Source organism: Bacillus cereus group sp. MYBK222-1, assembly GCF_051916425.1.
In the GTDB taxonomy this organism is placed as follows: domain Bacteria; phylum Bacillota; class Bacilli; order Bacillales; family Bacillaceae_G; genus Bacillus_A; species Bacillus_A paranthracis.
The window spans coordinates 100224-118212 of sequence record NZ_JBQAGP010000003.1 but is presented as its reverse complement, the minus strand read 5'-3'; the positions used below and the strand labels follow the sequence as shown (position 1 = coordinate 118212).

Below are 17989 nucleotides of genomic sequence, written 5' to 3'. Positions count from 1 at the left end.
TTAATATCCATGTTTATCAATGTTTGGATGTTACCTAACACAATCTATTCCTATTATATATGTAAATACAGTTGTTTTGCTACTGTAAATGAAGAAATAAAATAAGCCAAGACATAAAATTCTTGGCTACACGTAAATCGCGCTTTGAGGTTATTTTACAGTGACAGTAGCTTGCTGGGGAATACGCTCAAATAACCAGTGTATATCATTGTTATACATACGAATACAACCTAGTGTTGTCCACTTACCAATTGCCTGATTATTGTTCGTACCATGAATCGCATAAGTTGTTCCGTAAGTTCCTGCCATGTTTAGTCCGAGCCAACGGTCACCAAGCGGATTACGTGGATCGCCGCCTTTAATTTTGCCTGTGTAATAAGGACGATTTTTAATTTTATTTACGATTTGGAAAGTACCTTTAGGTGTAGGAGTAGATGCTTTTCCAGTAGCGACAGTAAAACTTTTTATGAATTTTCCGTTTTGATAATAATCCATTTTATTTAACTGTGTGTTTACAATCAGTTGATCTTTCGTTGTAGCTGCCTCAGCATTTGTGAATGGAATAGTTAAAAATCCTAATGATAATAGTGCGCCTAATAATAGTTTTTTCATTATATTCTCCTTTTTACTATTGTAATAGTCTTACATACAATGAATTTGCAATCCTCGTAATACTTTATTTACATTTTCATCTAATGTTTCAAAGAAAGTAGTAATTTTGGCATTGTGTTTGTTGTTTTTATCAATAAGTAATCTTTCATTTAATAAAAGTTCGCCATGTAGTCCAAAACTTTGAACTTGAATATTTAATTCATCTTCCGTTTCAGAAATAATTGGTAAGAAGTAGTGAAAAGCTTTCGTTGGAATGATGTAGCTTTTGCCAATCATGCTTTCTTGATTTGAATTAATCCATTTTTTCGTAACAATCTTAATGTTCTTTTTTGAAACGATAAAAGACAGTGTTGTAGACTTTGTTAAACTTACGTCAAATTCATTTGTTTCACATATGTGTAAATTAAAAACGGTTTCATTTTGGTGAGATTCAACATTTGTATTAATAAAATCGTGCATCTTATAAGCTTCCATTTCGTATTCACCCTTTTTTCAATTTCGAAAAGCGATTAATATTTATTCAAATTAATGTTTAGTCATATATTAGTTAAATTTTTAAACAAATTCCGATATAATCTTACAATACGTATATGAAGCTAATATGAAGTTCGTATGAGTTTGTAGTGGTTTTTTATTAAGAACAAAATATAACGATTTTCAAGTGTTAAAAAATGGATAAAAAATGCATATTAAGGCCTTGGTTTCTCACGTTATATACTTGTTAAGTTGTCTGAAAATGAAAGTAAATAAAGAACGGAAAAGTTTAGTGAGAGCCTTACAAAAATGTAATAAAAATGTAAGCTATTGTGATAGTTATTTCGACAATTTTTTTATACAATATTAGTAAGAAGTTGCACGTGATTGAAAGGAGAGATGACATGGAATGGATTCATGAATTATTTCAGCAATACGGGTACTATGTTGTACTTGTTGGTTTGCTGTTAGAATATATTGCACTTCCGTTTCCGGGAGAGCCAACGTTAGCATATGCGGGATTTTTAGCACATAAGGGTGATTTAAGTTTACCGATTTTAATTATCCTATCCTTCATTGGGACAAGTGTAGGAATGACGATCCAATACTTTTTAGGAAATAAATTAGGAATGCCCTTTGTTCAAAAGTATGGGAAATACGTATTTTTAACACAAAGAAAAATCGACTTAACAAGAATGTGGTTTGATAAGTATGGATACTTCTTGATTTTTATCGGTTTCTTTATTCCTGGTGTACGTCACTTTACAGGATACTTTGCGGGAATTATTAACTTACCGTTCCGCCGTTTTGCAATTACAATTTACTCAGGTGCTCTATTTTGGGTATCATTCTTCTTAATCGGTGGTTACTGGCTAGGTGGCAATTTACATGATATTTTTGGAGCGCTAGAAGGTCATATCGGTAAAATTATTTTTGGAGTGATTGCGATTGTAGCAATTACGTTAGGAGTTCGTTTCCGTAAACAGTTAAAACGAGCATTATTACAAAACGCAAGTTAATATGGAATCCATTCTATGTCAGAATTTAGGAAGGCAGTGCAGATGCACTGCCTTTTTTATTTTAATAAGTTTTTGTTTACCTGTTTAAAAATTTATAGATTATATTGTCAATTATTAACGTCAAAATGACAATTATAATTGACAAAAATAAGGATATTATTTACAATTTTAATTAAATAAATGAAAAAGAGGGAAGATATGAAGCTTCAAAATCGAGTGAGGGAATTGCGAGCAAAGCATCGTTTATCACAAGGGGATTTGGGGAAAGCGATTGGATCATCGCGGCAAACGATTAGTTTAATTGAGCGCGGGGATTATGCACCATCTATCGTATTGTCGTTAAAAATCGCACAAATTTTCAATGTACCGGTGGAGGAAATATTTACGTTAGTGGAGGGGGAAGATGATGGTGAAGGGTAAAGTAAAGGGGAAAATGTTGGCTATACTGAAGCTGTTAGCAGGAGTGATATGTGGCGGGTTCATAGGGTATGTAGTAGGGGATAGTGCAACAGAGGGAACTAGTAAAATATCCCCTGTTATTAGCATTGGCATGATGAGTTTATTTGGCGTAATAGCTATATATTATATTTGGAAGCGTACAAGAGTACTCGCACAAACGAAAGATGAAGAAGAAAATGTTAAGGGACGAAGGTTAGGGATAGTGCTTATTTATTTTCGAGTAATGGAAATTATTATTCCATCATGGTTTGTTTGCTCAGTTATTGCGTTTTATAGAACGTATACAAAAGAAGGGAGCTTGCTCTTTGTTAGTGTAAGTATTGTGGTATCTACAGTGTGCTTTATTGCTATAACTTGGTTAGGGTCTGTAATGAGGAAAAGGTATAACGCTTTATATCCAGAACAGAGTGTTACGTATTCTCAGTCAATGGAAATGTGGGCAAAGAATGCAGATGAAGGACAAAAACAAATTGTTCATGAGGCGGGATATAAGGCATATCAATATACAAATATGACACTTGCCTGTGCATGGTTAGTGGCAATTGCGTATGTACTTTTAGATGGGAAAGATTATTTTATGGTCATTATGATTTCGTTCGTTTGGGTTTTACATGTTGGAACATATATGTACGAAATGCATAGAAAAATGATTTATTAAGGGGAGAAAAAGGTGGATATTTTAAGAAGGCCAGCTGGTACTATGACGGCGGCGTTAGTTTTGTCCATTTTATACGGAGTAATCCGAACTGGGAAATTAGAAGTAATTTTGAATCTATGGGCAATAGTTGGAATTTCATTGTTAGTATTAGCCATTCATGAGCTAGGGCATGTAGCATTCGGTGTAATAGGTGGTTTGAATTTTAAATTTATGACAGTAGGACCCATTACTGTTCAAAAAGAGAAGGGGAAAGTACGCATTCGAGAAAATAAATTATGGGCGTACTTTGGAGGCGTTGCAACACTAGTACCACCTTCTATAGAGACACCGAACCTTTCGAAAAAGTGGGCATGGCTTACTTTAGGTGGACCGATTACGAGTTTACTATTTGGTATTACTTCAGGTTATATATATATGGTGAGTTATTATCAATATCTTTTATATTTTTCCTTTTTCCATTTTGCAATCTTTGCGGTTACAATTGTGCCGATAAAAGGAACGCTTATGAGTGATGGGATGCAATTTCTTATTTTAATTAAAGATGATGAAAGAGCTAGAAATCATTTATATGAGATTCAAATATCGAGTGAGTTATTTAGTTATAAAAGACCGAGAGATTGGGATGAAAGATTGGTAGAACTGAGTGAGGAAAAAATAAAAGAGAATAAAGGGATAAGAGAGATAATGAGTAGACTTATGCTCGTCTTTTTGGCTCGTGCGGATCAAGAGGGAATGGAAAGAGCCGTACCGTATATAAAACAAATTGTTCAACTACCTGTAACGAAAGAAAATAAGTTTTTCGTTAGTAGTTTTCATAGTTGGTACCTTTTATATAAAGCCCTTTATGAGATGGATAGTCTTTCTTTAGAAGAAGCGAGGGAACATGGGAAGGCTATTACAAAAATGGACCTAAACGGATATTATCGCACACAAGGAATTATTAAATATTTAGAGGGCGATATGGAAGCGTCACACATTTATATGAGGAAAGCTGATAAAGAATTGAAGAGCGCTGAGAAGAGTGGAATGGGATATTTACAATTAGAGAGAGAATGGTTTGAGCAGCTAAAGAAGAGGGTATCTTACGATGGGTGAGGTAACCTCTTTTTTCTATGTCTTCTTATGCCGTTCCATAAAAAGTGTGGGGCGAGTAAAATAAGATAAGAAGAGCAAAGCTTGGAGGAATTCTAGATGGAAATTTTAACGATTATTTTAATCGTCTTGCTCATTTATGTTGTTTTTAAAGTGGCATATGTAGCATTAAAAATACTCGCGATCTTATTAATTATCTTTTTAATCGTAGAGTTCGGCAGTAAATTGCTTGGGGGATAGGGTATGTTGAGCGTCTTTAGTGTCGAAAGATGTCGGTAAGTCGATATCCTGTGTCGAATCGTCGATATAATGAAAAAATCGCTGATATAAGTGGAGAAATCGTCGATATATTTGAAAAATCGCTGATATATTCCGGCGATTACCAGATGGGGTATATAGGGAAGGAGTTGCTGTAGAGTAGCTTCTTTTTATTATGGTGACGGGGTCTGCAAACCAACATAAAAAAAGCTGGAAGAATCTCTTCCAGCTTACGAGTTACTTTCAATTTGGCGACCGTTTTCTTCTTCGTTGTCTTGTAATAGGTTGAATACATCTGCTAGACAGAAGGCAATGAACCAAGTCCATAGACCGTGGAAGAAAGCTGAGCTTAATTGAAGTGGTAATGTATAGTTAGTCATTGAGTAGGAAATACATCCGCCGACAATTCCGATCATTGTTAATAACATTGTTTTTTGCGCATTTTCTTCTGGATTAAAGAGGAAGAAAATGTATCCACCTAAAATTGAAGCGCTTACAAGTGTTTCGATTCCATTAAAAATGATATTCTCTCCAAGCTGAGTGTTTGTCCAGAAGCAGATTGTTCCGCCGATAATAGCAAACAGGACAGCTATTGTATATCGTATATATTGATTCATATGTTCATCTCCTTATGTAATAAGATGATTTGGAAGTCAAAAAGGTAGGTATAGTATATTGAAGTGAGTTTTAATTGTACGTATCTTTTTATAAAAAGATCATTGAAGAGTAACTAAGATGATCGGTTATTTAAACCGTTACGTGTATGGTGTCTGAAATATACCTGACTGCTCGTTTCTTTTTGTTTGTAAAATATGAGAAACTTCCAAGTCTATATACTCTTTTTTTGTGAGTCTGTTTTCATTATAACACATTTAGAGACATAATAATAGAATTATCTGATTTTGTAATAAGTGTAAAAAATAAAAAACGCAAGGAAATACCATTAACGGTGCGGTTTAGTAGAAGAAGGAGTTTCATTTATTTTGATGAAATATGTAATCAAGGTGAGATCTAAGTAGACTTAAATATGATAAAAAATGTTTTATGGCATGCATGTAATGTAAGGGAGGAGAGCTAACTTGGAGTTCACAACAGAAAGATTAATAATTAGACCTTTTAAGAGTACTGATTTACAGGATGTATTTGCTATTTATAATAGTGAGGATACATGTAAGTTCCTATTACATAATAAGTGGACTTATGAAGACATGCAGGAAAGATTTAATAAGAAGCTAGCAAACAATGCACTTACTAAAGACTCAATATTAAGTTTGGCGGTTATATACAAAACTAAGGTAGTTGGTGATTTATCCGTATGGTACACAAATATGAAAGACACTGTTGAGATTGGTTATAGTTTTTCAAATGAAGTAACTGGGAGAGGTTTGGCAACAGAAGCAGTAAGTCGTTTGGTATTTAAATTATTTCATGAATGTAATGTACACCGTATACAAGCTAATCTTGATGCACGAAATACAGCTTCACAAAAATTGTGTGAACGAATAGGCATGAGAAAGGAAGCACATTTCATACAAGATTTCTGGAATAAAGATGAATGGACAGACAGTATTGTATATGGAATGCTATCCTCCGATTTGTAGTAATAAACGTAGTGATTGTATTATGCTAAAAGGTGCGTGAGTTGAATAACAAAGGGCATCACATATAATATGTGATGCCCTTTCATGTATTGACCTTTTTTATATGCGTTTGAAACGGCCGACAATTTCAACTGTTTCAGTAATGTTCATAAATGCTTTATTATCCACTTGACGGATAATGCGTTTCATTTCGCCTAACTCATAGCGAGTCACGACAGTGTAAATCATTTTTTTCTTATGGTTTGTATAGCCGCCGACAGCATCTACCATTGTCACGCCACGTATGCCGTGATGTAGTAGGGCGCTTTTTATTTCCTCGCCTTTTTCTGTAATTGTCATTATCGTTAATTTAATATGTTTCGTATGCACAGCATCGATCACTTTGCTGACTACAAATCGACTAATTAACGTATAAAGTGTAATATCCCATCCGAAAATAAATCCTGCTACAACAAGTAAGATTAAGTTGAATACAAATATGATTGCTCCAATTGAAACATCTCGATATTTCGCTACAATCAATCCAACAACATCAAAACCACCTGTTGAAGAAGCAAATCGGAATATGATTCCTGAGGCTGCTCCGCAGATTACACCGCCGAATACAGAAGATAGTAAAATATCGTCTGAAACTTGGTGTACAGGGATAATGTTCATCGCTAACGATGATACAGCTACAAAGTACGCTGTTAAAAAGGTTGTCTTCTTGCCTAAGTAAAAGTGACTTAAAATAAGAAGAGGAATGTTTAGTAAAAAGATAAGTGCACCGATATTGTAGTGCATTAAATAACCGATAATCATCCCTACTCCAGCGAATCCACCGCTAATCATGTTATGCGGGATAAAGAACATATTCATAGAAATTGCATACAAAATAGAAGCTACGAAAATAACAACCAACTGTATGATAAATTCTAAGTGAAATGTTTTAGCTGCTGGGAAGGATAAAAAGGCGGTGTCGGGAACGTAATCGGCGTCTCCTAGTTGACCCATAGTATGTTTCATCTCCATATTCATTTTTGATTACAAGAAGAGAATAAAGGTTTTTTCAAAAACTGGCAATAGTTTTATTATAATGCAAAAATTTTATAAATTTCTAATAAATCAAGCCTATTCATTGATGTGTGTGAATATACTAAAGAAAGCGAATACAATGTTTCTCAATTATTATTTTCTTGAGAAAATATGCAAAATACTTTTTTTGACGATAAAAGGAAATAGAGAATGTTTGCCGAATGTGCTAAAATGACCTTATTAAGGATGTGAAGCGATGGAATTTTTATTGCAGGATGCAATTCTATATATATCGTTTGTAACGACAGCACTTTGTTTATTAGAAGTTTTCTTCCTTGCTAACGTTTCTCGCTTTGTGCGTCAGCAAGCATCGAGCGGTAGACAAAGAGCATTTGCGTTAGTTGATACATGTGAAGATAGTGCGGGGAATGTACCACTATTTTCTATTTTTTATAAATATGGAATGATTCGTTCTGTACGCAGACAAGAATCAAGTGAAGAGAATGACGAGGTCGGTCCGTATACACCAATGTTTCGCTAAATAATTACGAAACATTGGAGGAATGAACATGTTAAAATCATACCGAGCTGTGCTCGTTAGTTTATCATTATTACTTGTTTTTGTTTTATCTGGTTGCAGTAATGCAGCACCAATTGATGCACATAGTACGGGAATTTGGGATCATTATTTTGTATATCCAATCTCGTTTATGATTCAATTTGTTGCTCATCATATACCGGGAGCTAGCTTTGGGATTGCTATCATTATTATGACGCTCGTTATTCGTTCAGCAATGATTCCATTAGCTGTTTCGCAATATCGTAGCCAAGCGAAAATGAAGAAAATGCAACCTGAATTGCAGAAGTTAAAGCAGAAATACGGTGATGTAAGCAAAGATCTAGAAAAACAAAAACAGTATCAAAAAGAAATGTCAGAACTAATGAAATCAGGCGGTTGGAATCCACTTGCTGGTTGCTGGCCTCTATTAATACAAATGCCGATTTTTTCTGCTTTGTATTATGCGATTAGCCGAACAGAAGAGATTCGCACATCTTCGTTTTTATGGGTGAACTTAGGACATGCAGATCCTTATCATATATTACCGATTATTGCAGCATTAACGACATTTATTCAAATGAAGGTTTTCCAATCGAATATTACACCTGGAGAACAAGTACAAATGCTAAAAATGCAGCAAATTATGATGCCCGCAATGATTTTATTTATGGGATTTGCGGCACCATCAGGACTTGTGTTGTACTGGATAACAGGTAACTTATTTACAATGACACAAACAATCGTATTAAGAAAAATAATGGAACGTGAAGAATTACAATTACAAAAAGCTTAGAAAAACACCGCTCGGGATGAGCGGTGTTTTTTTTGTTAAGTCGTTAAGGAAATGTTAAGAAACCAACATTACTATAGGCGTTGTATACGAAAGTGTACATGCATTAGAAATATGAAGGAGGAAATTTCCTATGAAGAAGAAAACAGTTGGGTATTTAGCGATTGCAGGTGCTTTATCATTCGGAATCATTGGAGGAGTCGGTATTCCGGCATTCGCGGCAACGAATACTCAAGCAGTGGATCAGTCTGCAAAAACGGCGAAAAAAGATTTAGATGATGCTACAAAACAAAAAGTAAAAACAATTATGGACGATACAAAGAAACAGTTGGAGGAGTTAGGTGTAAAGCTTCCAGAGAAAGAAAAACGTAAAGAAATGTTTGCGGGATTAGATGATCAAACGAAAGAAAAAGCGAAATCAATTTTAGAGCAAGAAAAGTCTGGTAAATTAACACGTGAACAAGCACAAGAGGAGTTAACAAAATTAGGCGTGAAGTTGCCGGAAAAGGGTAAACACAAAGAAATGTTTGCGGGATTAGACGAAGCAACAAAAGAAAAAGCGAAATCCATTTTAGAGCAAGAGAAATCCGGTAAATTAACACGTGAACAAGCGCAAGAAGAATTAACGAAATTAGGCGTGAAAATGCCGGAGAAGGGTAAGCGTAAAGACATGCTTGCTAACTTAGATGAACAGGCGAAAGAAAAAGTGAAGTCAATTTTTGAACAAGAAAAGTCCGGCAAATTAACGCATGAGCAAGCAAAAGAAGAATTAACGAAGTTAGGCGTGAAACTCCCAGAGAAAGAGAAGCATGAAGATATCTTTGCGGGATTAGATGAGGCAACAAAAACAAAGGCAAAAGAGATTTTAGACAATGAAAAGAAACAATTAGAGGCATTGAATGTTGATTTACCGCACCATAAGTTTTTTATGAACAAAGAAAATAAATAATCGAATTATGTATCTTTCGTGTGGGCAACCGGAAGGTACGTGCGAGGACCGATTTCTGTCAGCAGAAATCGGTCCCTTTTAATGATTTAATAAAATTTTTTTCATAGTTAGTATGTATCCAAAGACACAGTAGAAGATTGCAAAACCGATAAATACTTCTGTATATTGATATTTACCTAATACATAGAAGGAAACAGCCGGTATAATAGCTACCGCTAAAATGCTATAACCAGGATATTTGTGCCGATGCATGATAGCGAATAGAACAGAAAGAAATGTAGCGATGATACAAAAAACAGCAATCATTATTGATACACCTCCTGTATGGATTATACCATTTTTAGGTAATTAGAGAAGTGGCGTAACTTCTGTTATAATATAAGAAGAGAAAAATTTCGTATGTTATATAAAAAATATATTGATTTTTTCTAACAATTCAATATAATGAACAATAACTACAAAATTCGACATCAAGAAGTGATGATGAGGACACGATCAATTTTTTACGATTCTCAGAGAGGGAAGCCTTTGGCTGTGAGCTTCCTAATACGAAAAAATAGATTACCACCTCTGAACTGCAGCAGTGAACGAACATCTAGTAATTGCTTGCCGGCAAAAACCGTTATTTTAGACTTGAGAAATTGGTGAAGTGTGTTACTTTGCGAATTGAAACAAGGGTGGAACCACGAATATAACACTCGTCCCTTTTTTAGGGAGGAGTGTTTTTTTATTTCATTTTTGCATCACACTAGGATTGGAAGGAGGATACGCAGCATGCATCATGATGAGAAGAACAAAATTGGTTTAACGGTAGCACTTTCTATCGTAGTAGGAACGATTATTGGGTCTGGTGTGTTTATGAAACCAGGCAGCGTATTAGATTACTCAGGGAGTTCTAATATGGCGATTCTTGCTTGGGTAATTGGTGGTCTGTTGACGCTAGCAAGTGGTTTAACAGTAGCTGAAATAGGAGCGCAAATCCCGAAAAATGGTGGGTTGTATACGTACTTAGAGGAGATTTACGGAAGTTTTTGGGGATATTTATCAGGCTGGATGCAAACAATTGTTTATGGGCCAGCTATTATTGGAACATTAGGGTTATACTTTAGTTCTTTAATGATTAATTTTTTCTATTTAGATAAAGTATGGAATTTACCAATCGCAATTGGAACAGTTGTGTTCCTTGGCGTTGTAAATAGTATGGGAACAAAATACGGAGGTATCGTTCAAACGATCACGACAATCGGGAAGATGATTCCAATCGTATTAATTGTTGTGTTAGGTTTTTGGAAAGGGAATAGCGATATCTTTAACGTAGTTGTGCCGATATCAGAAAATCAAAGTATCGGGATGGCAATTTTAGCAACGTTATTTGCTTATGACGGTTGGATTTTACTTGCTTCGATTGGTGGAGAAATGAAGAATCCAACAAAGCTATTACCGAAAGCAATGACAGTTGGGATTTTAATTGTAACAGCTGCTTACGTATTAATTAATTTGGCGTTATTGAATGTATTACCAGCAACGCAAATTGTAGAACTTGGAGAAAATGCAACAGCGACAGCTGCAGGAATGCTACTTGGAGAATATGGTGGGAAAATTATTAGTATCGGTATTATCGTTTCTATTTTCGGTTGTTTAAATGGAAAGATTTTAACGTTCCCACGTATCCCGATGTCGATGGCAGAACGTGGACAACTTCCATTTGCTAAGTTTATTGCGAAGGAAAGTCCAAGATTTAAAACACCAGCAAATGCGATTACTGTTGAAATCATTTTAGGAATTATTTTAATGATTATTAGCGATCCGAATAAGCTATCTGAGATTTCCGTATTCATTATTTATATTTTCTATGTAATGACGTTTATCGGTGTCTTCATTTTAAGAAAACGTAATAAAAATAAAGAGCGTGCATACAGTGTACCGTTATTCCCAATCGTCCCAATCGTTGCGATTTTGGGCTCACTCTTTGTAATCGGTAGTGCGATTATTAACGATCCACTAAGTTGTTTCTTATCAATTGGAATTGTCTTTACGGGACTGCCGGTATATTGGTATTTAAATAAGAAGAATAAAACTGCTGTTTAATAATTAGAAAACAGGCGTATCATACGCCTGTTTTTTATGTGAAAAAATTTGAAAGTATAAAATTAGAATTATGGGGAATTACATTACCCTATTTTATAACCTAGAAACAGGTAATTAAGTATAGTTAATTACCTGTTTTGGGTAGTAACATTTTAAAGTCATAAGCATAAACTTTCTTTCCGCCTTTCACGGTGGCGAGTATAGATTCTATACCTTGTATTTCTTGTTCGGATACTTTTCTTCCGTTTGTTAAGTTGTATCTTTCTATATAGTATTTATTATTGCGCTTTGCATCATAACGTAGAACATATAATGAGTCGTTTTCGAAATAAGTTTGTTCATTATATCTAACGCCATCTTTAACATGGTAATCTATGGTGAATTTATGGCTCATCGTATTATTTTTAGGGTTATATGTATATATATCACCAAGACCGTTTAAAAAATATAATTCGTTGTTATATATATATGCGGAATTATCTAATGAAAATGGGCTGGTTGCAGTTGAGTTTTCTTCTTTATACATAAATATTGTATTTTGTTCTAAAGTGGCTTTATTAGTACGTAACAAGAATGTTTCCCCTTTTAGCGGATCATCCTTATCAATTGTACTCATAACCATGTAGTAATTCTCTGAATCTACTAAAATAGGTGAAAGATTAGCATGGTCCTCTTTTCCATTTATATTAAGCGCTGTAATATTCTCTATATTCATTGTTGCATCATTAAACGTTAATTTTTTTAATTCGTATTTATTAGTAACTAATTCTTGAGTGGCTACTAAAATATTTTCCCCATCTAATCCAGAGCTAATAATGAAATGAGGGATATTGCTTTTATGAATAACTTTTTCATTTCCGAATAAAACATTTGAATTATAGTTCCCGTTCTCTTTGTCCATTCCTGAATTGTAAATAGTAACAAATATCTTTTGGTTTGCTAAATATCCATTAAAATCACCGGTATGTTGGTATTTTATTTTATGAGTAGTAGGATTTTCTCCTAGAAATGTTATAGTATTTTTACTCTCTAATAGAACTTGTTTTTTATCGTCGGATACACCAATACCGCCGAGCTCTAGACCACCCATTTTATATCCGCTAGCAACGCCTTGTTTATTTATAAATATGGCATAACTAATGCCTTTACCATCTAAATCTTGATCGGCAGTGGATGAGAAGTAAAGCACAGCCTTTTTATCATCTAAAAAATTTTTATTTTGTATTTCTTTATCTGATATTAAGTTTGCATTCTTATCTTTTATACATAAATAGTAAGCTAATACTGCAATCGTTATAATAATCGTAAAAAATAGAATTATTTTCCGGTGATTTTTCATTTTCACTTCTGCTCCTCAAATAACCAAAAAGTGAAACAAATAAATTGTTTCACTTTCAGTTTTAAAATTATATATTACGAATTAACGATGTTTTTTTGCGCATCTCTAACATCTCGAGGATATACACCTGCTCCACCATCTTTATCTAAATCTAAACCACCATGTAATTTATAAGCAGACCATATCAATTTAGAACAATTCTTCGCGCCATAATGGCTAGTATTTCTATTGTTTGCGAAATTATAAGAATAGTCATCCTTTCCTACACGATCTTTCGCCCACCAAGCTGCGTCATTTTTATTTTGCCAAGAAGTATTTACAGATTTGACAACTGCATCACCTTTATCAACTAAGCGTTTATTAGTAGCAATTGTGCGCACACCTTTGTCTGGTACAGATTCAACAATCAAGTCTTTACTATAGTACATACCGACATGTCCGTGATTCATATAAGCAGTTGTAGATCCAGTATAATAAAAGTCGCCCATATTAGAATTTCCTACTTTTACATTTCCGCCGCTAGCACCATATTGAACATTAGTAGTATCTTTATTATTTCGTTGAGTAGCTTCTCGTTCTCCTTGTTCATGATTTGCTTTTAATTCTTTATAAATTTGTTCTGCTAAAGCTTCTTTTGTATTGCCCGTATTTTTTGCAACTTCAATAATATCTGAAATTAACTCTTCTGTACTTACGTCTGGCTGCAATTTCTTAATCTCATTTAAATACGGAAGTTCGTTACTTGCTGCGAAAGATGATGTAGGCACAAGCCCAGCTGAAGCTAAAATACTTGCTGTCAAAGTTAGTGCAGTTAATTTTTTCATTTCTTTTCCCCCTAAGTTTTTTGATATTCCAAACTATTGTGTGTTTGTAAAGTATAGTATTTACTCTACAAGAAAATAATAATTTTTCTGTAATTTTAATACAAGTCTAGTAAAGAAAAATCTTATTTGGTACAATTCGTTTGTAAATAATAGGAAATTTAATCAAGTTTATTATAAATTGAATTTATATATATAAATTTAATAATAAATGTTGTTTTTTATTAATATTTCTTAGTTTGATTACAAATTGGATAGAAGTAGTGATAATTTTTCAGATAAGGATCTTTATTTAAATGTTGGAGATATATCATAAGAGGGGAGTTTCTTATGATAAAAAATTGTACTTGCTTCCGTTTTCTTTTTTGGTTACTATAATCGTAGTAACCAAAAAAGAAAGCGTGGGGAAAGACTTGAATTTTCGTGTGTATATTTTAGCTATCGCGGCTTTCGTAGTCGGAACGGTTGAGCTAATTATAGGAGGAACGCTCGATTTAGTTGCCAACGATTTAGGTGTATCTATTAGTGCAGCTGGTCAGCTTATCACAATATTTTCAGTAGTATTTGCTTTATCAGGTCCTGTTTTACTAGCTTTAACAGGGAAATTTGAAAGAAAAACATTGTATGTTGGGGCATTATCAATTTTCTTAATCGGAAATATTATTTCAGCATTTAGTGTGAATTACGGGATGTTAATGTTCTCAAGGGTGATTTGTGCGGCGAGTGGTTCGCTTATTATTGCACTGTCAGTAACACTTGCTTCTAGCGTTGTAGAACCGCATTTTCGTGCGCGTGCAATTGGAATCATTTTCATGGGGATTAGTGGGTCACTTGTACTTGGAGTACCGCTTGGCCTTGTACTCGGAAATGCATACGGATGGCGTGCACCATTTGTACTCATTTCGATCTTAACAGTTATAGCAATCGCTTGTATTTCATTATTCTTAACGAAAGTACCACCGACATCGGTATTATCAATAAGAGAGCAGATTGCTACGTTAAAAGATAAAAAAATCGTCAGTGCACAGTTAACGTCATTCTTATTTTTAACGGGTCATTTAACACTATATGCATATTTAACACCATTTTTAAAAGATGTTATGCATGTGGAAGCGAATTGGATTAGTGTATTTTACTTCATCTTCGGAATCGCAGCAGTAATTGGGGGCGGCTTCGGAGGTTGGCTTGCTGATAAATGGGGATCGAAGAAAAGTATTATTTCAATTATTATCGTATTTGCGTGTGCGATCTTCCTATTGCCGATGATGACATTCTCATTCCCGCTGTTCATTATTATGATGGGACTTTGGAGTATGCTGAGCTGGGCTATTTCGCCAGCACAACAAAATTATTTAATTGAAATTGCACCGGAATCAGCTGGTATTCAGCAAAGTTTAAATAACTCTGCCCTTCACTTAGGAATTGCGCTCGGTTCAACAGTAGGCGGAGTTGTTATTGAGAAATCGTCTGTTATATATAATGCTTGGGTAGGAGGCGGCTTTATTATATTAGCGCTGCTTTGTGCGATTTTCTCGATTACGAGAGGACGTTCTACTCAGTTTGCGAAGGAAGAATCTATCGTTTGATAGGTTCTTTTTTATTTGTAAAAAATTGCAGGTTTTAGTAGAAAGGTAGAGAATTTGTATGTAGCGAGGTGATAGAAAATGGCATATGATTTAGTCGGAGTGATACTTAGCCTTATACCAATATTTGTGGTCGCGTTTATTTTTAGATGGGTTCGTTTCATCTATCAAAATTCAGAGAAACAAGTGGAGCAAAATGAGAAGATTATTGAGCTGTTGATGGAGATAAAGGAAAAAGATAAGTAATATGTATTCATTTGAAATTTGTTTCTCGTAAGATATGAAGGCACTTATAAAGTGCCTTTTTTATTATGTTTGAAAATTGGAAACATGTAATGTTTATTTGTCAATAGCAGCATGACAACAAAACGTTTTAAAATGGCTTATTACTGTGAAACTTTCTCAACAATTCGACAAGATACTACAAAAAAACCACCTATTCTCTTTTTTTCACTATAAGTACAATGAAACAGTAAGATTGCTTCATGTAGAAATTTATATATGGTGGTGGAGAGAATGAAACGAAAGATGGTAGGAAAATGGTTTAGTTTTTTAAGTGCTCTTATTATTTTATTAGGAATTGCGATGCCACAAGTAAAGGCAGAAGTAATGAACAGAGAAACATATAAAATGGATTGGAGCTATAGTAATTCGAAACAGCGTGAAATAAAGACAGAAATAATTAAAACGGCTTCGGGTAGTATTGCGTATTGTTTAACGCCTGATTTACGTTCGCCCAATGGGGATGATTTGCCTGAGATGGGGAAAACATCCGATGCTGTATATCGTATTTTATTAAATGGATATCCTCAAAAAAGCCCATCTGAATTAGGTGTAGCGACAACGGAAGAAGCGCATTATGCTACACAATTAGCAGTATGGATTGCAGCAAATGAATTAACGGAAGAAGATTTAGTTGCAAAAAATGAACGTGTACATAATCTTATGAAGCGTTTAGTAGAGGTTTCAAAGAAAGAAACTGGATCACAAAATGTATTCTTTAAAGTTAATCCTGTAGATTCACAAACTGCTACAAAAAAAGGTGATTATTTAGAAACAGGATTTTATGCAGTGCAAACAAATGCGGTTTCTGGCTCTTATACAATTCTTCCTGAAAATGCTCCTAAAGGGTTTCGCATTGTAAATGAAAATGGTGAAGAGAAAAGTACGTTATCAATTAACGAAAAATTCAAAATATTAATACCAAAAAATACGAGTAGTGGTAACTTTAAAATGAAAGTGAAGTCTACTTTAACAAATTTACAAGCAATAGCTTTTAAAGGATCGGAAAAAGTTCAAAATACAACGGTATTGTTACAAAGAAATAGTGAGAAAATCAGTACAGATTTAGTTGTAAATTGGGAATCAGTAGGTTCTTTAAAGATTATGAAATTAGGAGAAAAAAAGGAAGTATTAAAAGGAGCGGTGTTTGAAGTTTCTAATGAAAACTTTAAACAAAATGTTACGACTAATGATAAGGGGATTGCGGAGTTAGGTAATCTTCCAATCGGTATATATAGCGTCAAAGAAATTCAAGCGCCAGCTGGATATGTGTTAGACGGAAGTGTTAAAAAAATTGAAGTGAAAACTGGTGAAACTGCTGTATTAGAGCTTAAAAATGAAAATGTAAAAGGTGAATTAGAAATAACGAAAGTAGATATAGCGGATGGGAATACGAAACTGCCGAACGCAGAATTTACAATCTACAACGAACAAGGGAAAGAAGTAGTAAAAGGAAAAACGGATGAAAAAGGTGTAGCGAAATTCAAACTACCATACGGAAAGTACACGTATAAAGAAACAATAGCGCCAAATGGATATGTAATAAATGAAGAGACATTCGCATTTGAAATAAAAGAGAATGGACAAATTATTAAACATATTGTTCAAGATAAGAAAGTAGAAGGTGAGTTAGAAATAACGAAAGTAGATATAGCGGATGGGAATACGAAATTACCAAATGCAGAGTTTACAATCTACAACGAACAAGGGAAAGAAGTAGTAAAAGGAAAAACAGATGAAAAAGGTGTAGCGAAATTCAAACTACCATACGGAAAGTATACGTATAAAGAAACAATAGCACCAAATGGATATGTAATAAATGAAGAGACGTTCGCATTTGAAATAAAAGAGAATGGAGAAATTATTAAACATATCGTTCAAGATAAGAAAGTAGAAGGCGAGTTAGAAATAACGAAAGTAGATATAGCGGATGGGAATACGAAACTGCCGAACGCAGAATTTACAATCTACAACGAACAAGGGAAAGAAGTAGTAAAAGGAAAAACAAATGAGCAAGGTATAGCGAAATTCAAACTACCATACGGAAAGTACACGTATAAAGAAACAATAGCACCAAATGGATATGTAATAAATGAAGAGACATTCGGATTTGAAATAAAAGAGGATGGAGAAATTATTAAACATATTGTGAAAAATAAGAAAGAAGAAAAGGCATCGTTTCCTTCTAAGCCAAATAAGCCAACACCGAATGGAGAAGTGAAACCTTCTGCTGATGTGAAGCCAATGCAACAACCTAGTACTCATAATGAAGTGCGATTACCAGCTACAGGTGGCATCGGCAATGAATTTACGGTTTTATTTGTTCTAGGACTTGGTTTTATTATTGCAGGAGCTTATGTGTTAAAGATGAAAAATAGAAAAGAAATGTAG

General features: G+C 34.2%; 19 protein-coding genes, 1 pseudogene and 1 other annotated feature. Of the genes and pseudogenes, 13 read left to right on the top strand and 7 right to left on the bottom strand.

What is annotated here, in order from left to right:
- Positions 1 to 150 precede the first annotated feature (150 nt).
- The gene (locus tag ACTFR9_RS16605; protein WP_000734937.1) at positions 151 to 612 is read right to left on the bottom strand and encodes a L,D-transpeptidase; all 462 of its coding nucleotides are present in this window, start codon (positions 610 to 612) and stop codon (positions 151 to 153) included.
- 30 nt (positions 613 to 642) lie between these two features.
- Positions 643 to 1086: a DUF3978 domain-containing protein gene (locus ACTFR9_RS16600; protein WP_000388752.1), complete on the bottom strand. Its 444-nt coding sequence runs from the start codon at positions 1084 to 1086 to the stop codon at positions 643 to 645.
- Between the two features lie 404 nt (positions 1087 to 1490).
- Here ACTFR9_RS16600 and ACTFR9_RS16595 point away from each other — a divergent pair, with 404 nt between their 5' ends.
- The 5 genes from ACTFR9_RS16595 (at position 1491) to ACTFR9_RS16575 (ending at position 4554) form a co-directional block, all read left to right on the top strand.
- A complete protein-coding gene (locus ACTFR9_RS16595) occupies positions 1491 to 2105 on the top strand; it encodes a DedA family protein (protein ID WP_000454757.1) in 615 nt (204 codons plus the stop codon).
- Positions 2106 to 2303: 198 nt separating this feature from the next.
- A complete protein-coding gene (locus tag ACTFR9_RS16590; RefSeq protein WP_000776167.1) occupies positions 2304 to 2525 on the top strand; it encodes a helix-turn-helix transcriptional regulator in 222 nt (73 codons plus the stop codon).
- Entirely contained in the window at positions 2509 to 3222 is a 714-nt protein-coding gene (locus ACTFR9_RS16585; RefSeq protein ID WP_002163474.1) for a DUF3169 family protein, read from the top strand. The genes ACTFR9_RS16590 and ACTFR9_RS16585 overlap by 17 nt, the downstream gene beginning before the upstream one ends.
- Positions 3223 to 3264: 42 nt before the next feature.
- Positions 3265 to 4317: a hypothetical protein gene (locus ACTFR9_RS16580; protein ID WP_157829329.1), complete on the top strand. Its 1053-nt coding sequence runs from the start codon at positions 3265 to 3267 to the stop codon at positions 4315 to 4317.
- 96 nt (positions 4318 to 4413) lie between these two features.
- Positions 4414 to 4554, top strand: coding sequence for a DUF3985 family protein (locus ACTFR9_RS16575; RefSeq protein ID WP_000404784.1), 141 nt, complete (start codon positions 4414 to 4416; stop codon positions 4552 to 4554).
- A 248-nt stretch (positions 4555 to 4802) separates the two neighbouring features.
- Here ACTFR9_RS16575 and ACTFR9_RS16570 read toward each other — a convergent pair whose 3' ends face one another.
- Entirely contained in the window at positions 4803 to 5189 is a 387-nt protein-coding gene (locus ACTFR9_RS16570) for a DUF3938 domain-containing protein (protein WP_001077770.1), read from the bottom strand.
- Between the two features lie 462 nt (positions 5190 to 5651).
- Here ACTFR9_RS16570 and ACTFR9_RS16565 point away from each other — a divergent pair, with 462 nt between their 5' ends.
- On the top strand, positions 5652 to 6173 hold the full coding sequence (locus ACTFR9_RS16565) for a GNAT family N-acetyltransferase (protein WP_000397311.1): 522 nt from the start codon (positions 5652 to 5654) through the stop codon (positions 6171 to 6173).
- A gap of 99 nt (positions 6174 to 6272) precedes the next feature.
- Here ACTFR9_RS16565 and ACTFR9_RS16560 read toward each other — a convergent pair whose 3' ends face one another.
- On the bottom strand, positions 6273 to 7166 hold the full coding sequence (locus ACTFR9_RS16560; protein ID WP_000530037.1) for a YitT family protein: 894 nt from the start codon (positions 7164 to 7166) through the stop codon (positions 6273 to 6275).
- 277 nt (positions 7167 to 7443) lie between these two features.
- Between ACTFR9_RS16560 and ACTFR9_RS16555 the strand changes: the two genes are divergently transcribed.
- The 3 genes from ACTFR9_RS16555 to ACTFR9_RS16545 all read left to right on the top strand — a co-directional run bounded on the left by ACTFR9_RS16555 (position 7444) and on the right by ACTFR9_RS16545 (position 9485).
- Positions 7444 to 7728: a hypothetical protein gene (locus ACTFR9_RS16555; RefSeq protein ID WP_000394930.1), complete on the top strand. Its 285-nt coding sequence runs from the start codon at positions 7444 to 7446 to the stop codon at positions 7726 to 7728.
- A gap of 28 nt (positions 7729 to 7756) precedes the next feature.
- Entirely contained in the window at positions 7757 to 8539 is a 783-nt protein-coding gene (gene yidC / locus ACTFR9_RS16550; RefSeq protein ID WP_074531863.1) for a membrane protein insertase YidC, read from the top strand.
- Positions 8540 to 8669: 130 nt separating this feature from the next.
- Entirely contained in the window at positions 8670 to 9485 is an 816-nt protein-coding gene (locus tag ACTFR9_RS16545) for a hypothetical protein (RefSeq protein ID WP_101218690.1), read from the top strand.
- A 78-nt stretch (positions 9486 to 9563) separates the two neighbouring features.
- On the opposite strand, the gene ACTFR9_RS16540 is transcribed toward ACTFR9_RS16545, so the two are convergent.
- Positions 9564 to 9791, bottom strand: coding sequence for a hypothetical protein (locus tag ACTFR9_RS16540; protein ID WP_000562238.1), 228 nt, complete (start codon positions 9789 to 9791; stop codon positions 9564 to 9566).
- A 165-nt stretch (positions 9792 to 9956) separates the two neighbouring features.
- Positions 9957 to 10194 (top strand) — a binding site (T-box leader).
- Positions 10195 to 10259: 65 nt separating this feature from the next.
- On the opposite strand from ACTFR9_RS16540, the gene ACTFR9_RS16535 reads away from it, so the two are divergent.
- Entirely contained in the window at positions 10260 to 11573 is a 1314-nt protein-coding gene (locus ACTFR9_RS16535) for an APC family permease (RefSeq protein WP_048557419.1), read from the top strand.
- 124 nt (positions 11574 to 11697) lie between these two features.
- Here the strand turns inward: ACTFR9_RS16535 and ACTFR9_RS16530 are convergent, their stop codons facing one another.
- A complete protein-coding gene (locus ACTFR9_RS16530; RefSeq protein ID WP_000788578.1) occupies positions 11698 to 12912 on the bottom strand; it encodes a hypothetical protein in 1215 nt (404 codons plus the stop codon).
- A 67-nt stretch (positions 12913 to 12979) separates the two neighbouring features.
- Positions 12980 to 13736 (bottom strand): annotated as a pseudogene (locus ACTFR9_RS16525) (YiiX/YebB-like N1pC/P60 family cysteine hydrolase).
- A 398-nt stretch (positions 13737 to 14134) separates the two neighbouring features.
- Between ACTFR9_RS16525 and ACTFR9_RS16520 the strand changes: the two are divergent.
- From ACTFR9_RS16520 to ACTFR9_RS16510, 3 genes are all read left to right on the top strand, one after another.
- Positions 14135 to 15319: an MFS transporter gene (locus ACTFR9_RS16520; RefSeq protein WP_113732894.1), complete on the top strand. Its 1185-nt coding sequence runs from the start codon at positions 14135 to 14137 to the stop codon at positions 15317 to 15319.
- Positions 15320 to 15397: 78 nt separating this feature from the next.
- The gene (locus tag ACTFR9_RS16515; RefSeq protein ID WP_000312826.1) at positions 15398 to 15562 is read left to right on the top strand and encodes a hypothetical protein; all 165 of its coding nucleotides are present in this window, start codon (positions 15398 to 15400) and stop codon (positions 15560 to 15562) included.
- Between the two features lie 270 nt (positions 15563 to 15832).
- Positions 15833 to 17989, top strand: a complete 2157-nt coding sequence (locus tag ACTFR9_RS16510) for a SpaA isopeptide-forming pilin-related protein (RefSeq protein ID WP_101218706.1) — start codon at positions 15833 to 15835, stop codon at positions 17987 to 17989.

Coding starts and splice junctions, on each gene's coding strand:
- ACTFR9_RS16555 (WP_000394930.1), top strand. CDS start 7,444: ATGGAATTTTTATTGCAGGATGCAATTCTATATATATCGTTTGTAACG.
- ACTFR9_RS16530 (WP_000788578.1), bottom strand. CDS start 12,912: ATGAAAAATCACCGGAAAATAATTCTATTTTTTACGATTATTATAACG.
- ACTFR9_RS16545 (WP_101218690.1), top strand. CDS start 8,670: ATGAAGAAGAAAACAGTTGGGTATTTAGCGATTGCAGGTGCTTTATCA.
- ACTFR9_RS16535 (WP_048557419.1), top strand. CDS start 10,260: ATGCATCATGATGAGAAGAACAAAATTGGTTTAACGGTAGCACTTTCT.
- ACTFR9_RS16605 (WP_000734937.1), bottom strand. CDS start 612: ATGAAAAAACTATTATTAGGCGCACTATTATCATTAGGATTTTTAACT.
- ACTFR9_RS16570 (WP_001077770.1), bottom strand. CDS start 5,189: ATGAATCAATATATACGATATACAATAGCTGTCCTGTTTGCTATTATC.
- ACTFR9_RS16515 (WP_000312826.1), top strand. CDS start 15,398: ATGGCATATGATTTAGTCGGAGTGATACTTAGCCTTATACCAATATTT.
- ACTFR9_RS16540 (WP_000562238.1), bottom strand. CDS start 9,791: ATGATTGCTGTTTTTTGTATCATCGCTACATTTCTTTCTGTTCTATTC.
- yidC (WP_074531863.1), top strand. CDS start 7,757: ATGTTAAAATCATACCGAGCTGTGCTCGTTAGTTTATCATTATTACTT.
- ACTFR9_RS16595 (WP_000454757.1), top strand. CDS start 1,491: ATGGAATGGATTCATGAATTATTTCAGCAATACGGGTACTATGTTGTA.
- ACTFR9_RS16590 (WP_000776167.1), top strand. CDS start 2,304: ATGAAGCTTCAAAATCGAGTGAGGGAATTGCGAGCAAAGCATCGTTTA.
- ACTFR9_RS16580 (WP_157829329.1), top strand. CDS start 3,265: ATGACGGCGGCGTTAGTTTTGTCCATTTTATACGGAGTAATCCGAACT.
- ACTFR9_RS16575 (WP_000404784.1), top strand. CDS start 4,414: ATGGAAATTTTAACGATTATTTTAATCGTCTTGCTCATTTATGTTGTT.
- ACTFR9_RS16585 (WP_002163474.1), top strand. CDS start 2,509: ATGATGGTGAAGGGTAAAGTAAAGGGGAAAATGTTGGCTATACTGAAG.
- ACTFR9_RS16600 (WP_000388752.1), bottom strand. CDS start 1,086: ATGGAAGCTTATAAGATGCACGATTTTATTAATACAAATGTTGAATCT.
- ACTFR9_RS16560 (WP_000530037.1), bottom strand. CDS start 7,166: ATGGGTCAACTAGGAGACGCCGATTACGTTCCCGACACCGCCTTTTTA.
- ACTFR9_RS16510 (WP_101218706.1), top strand. CDS start 15,833: ATGAAACGAAAGATGGTAGGAAAATGGTTTAGTTTTTTAAGTGCTCTT.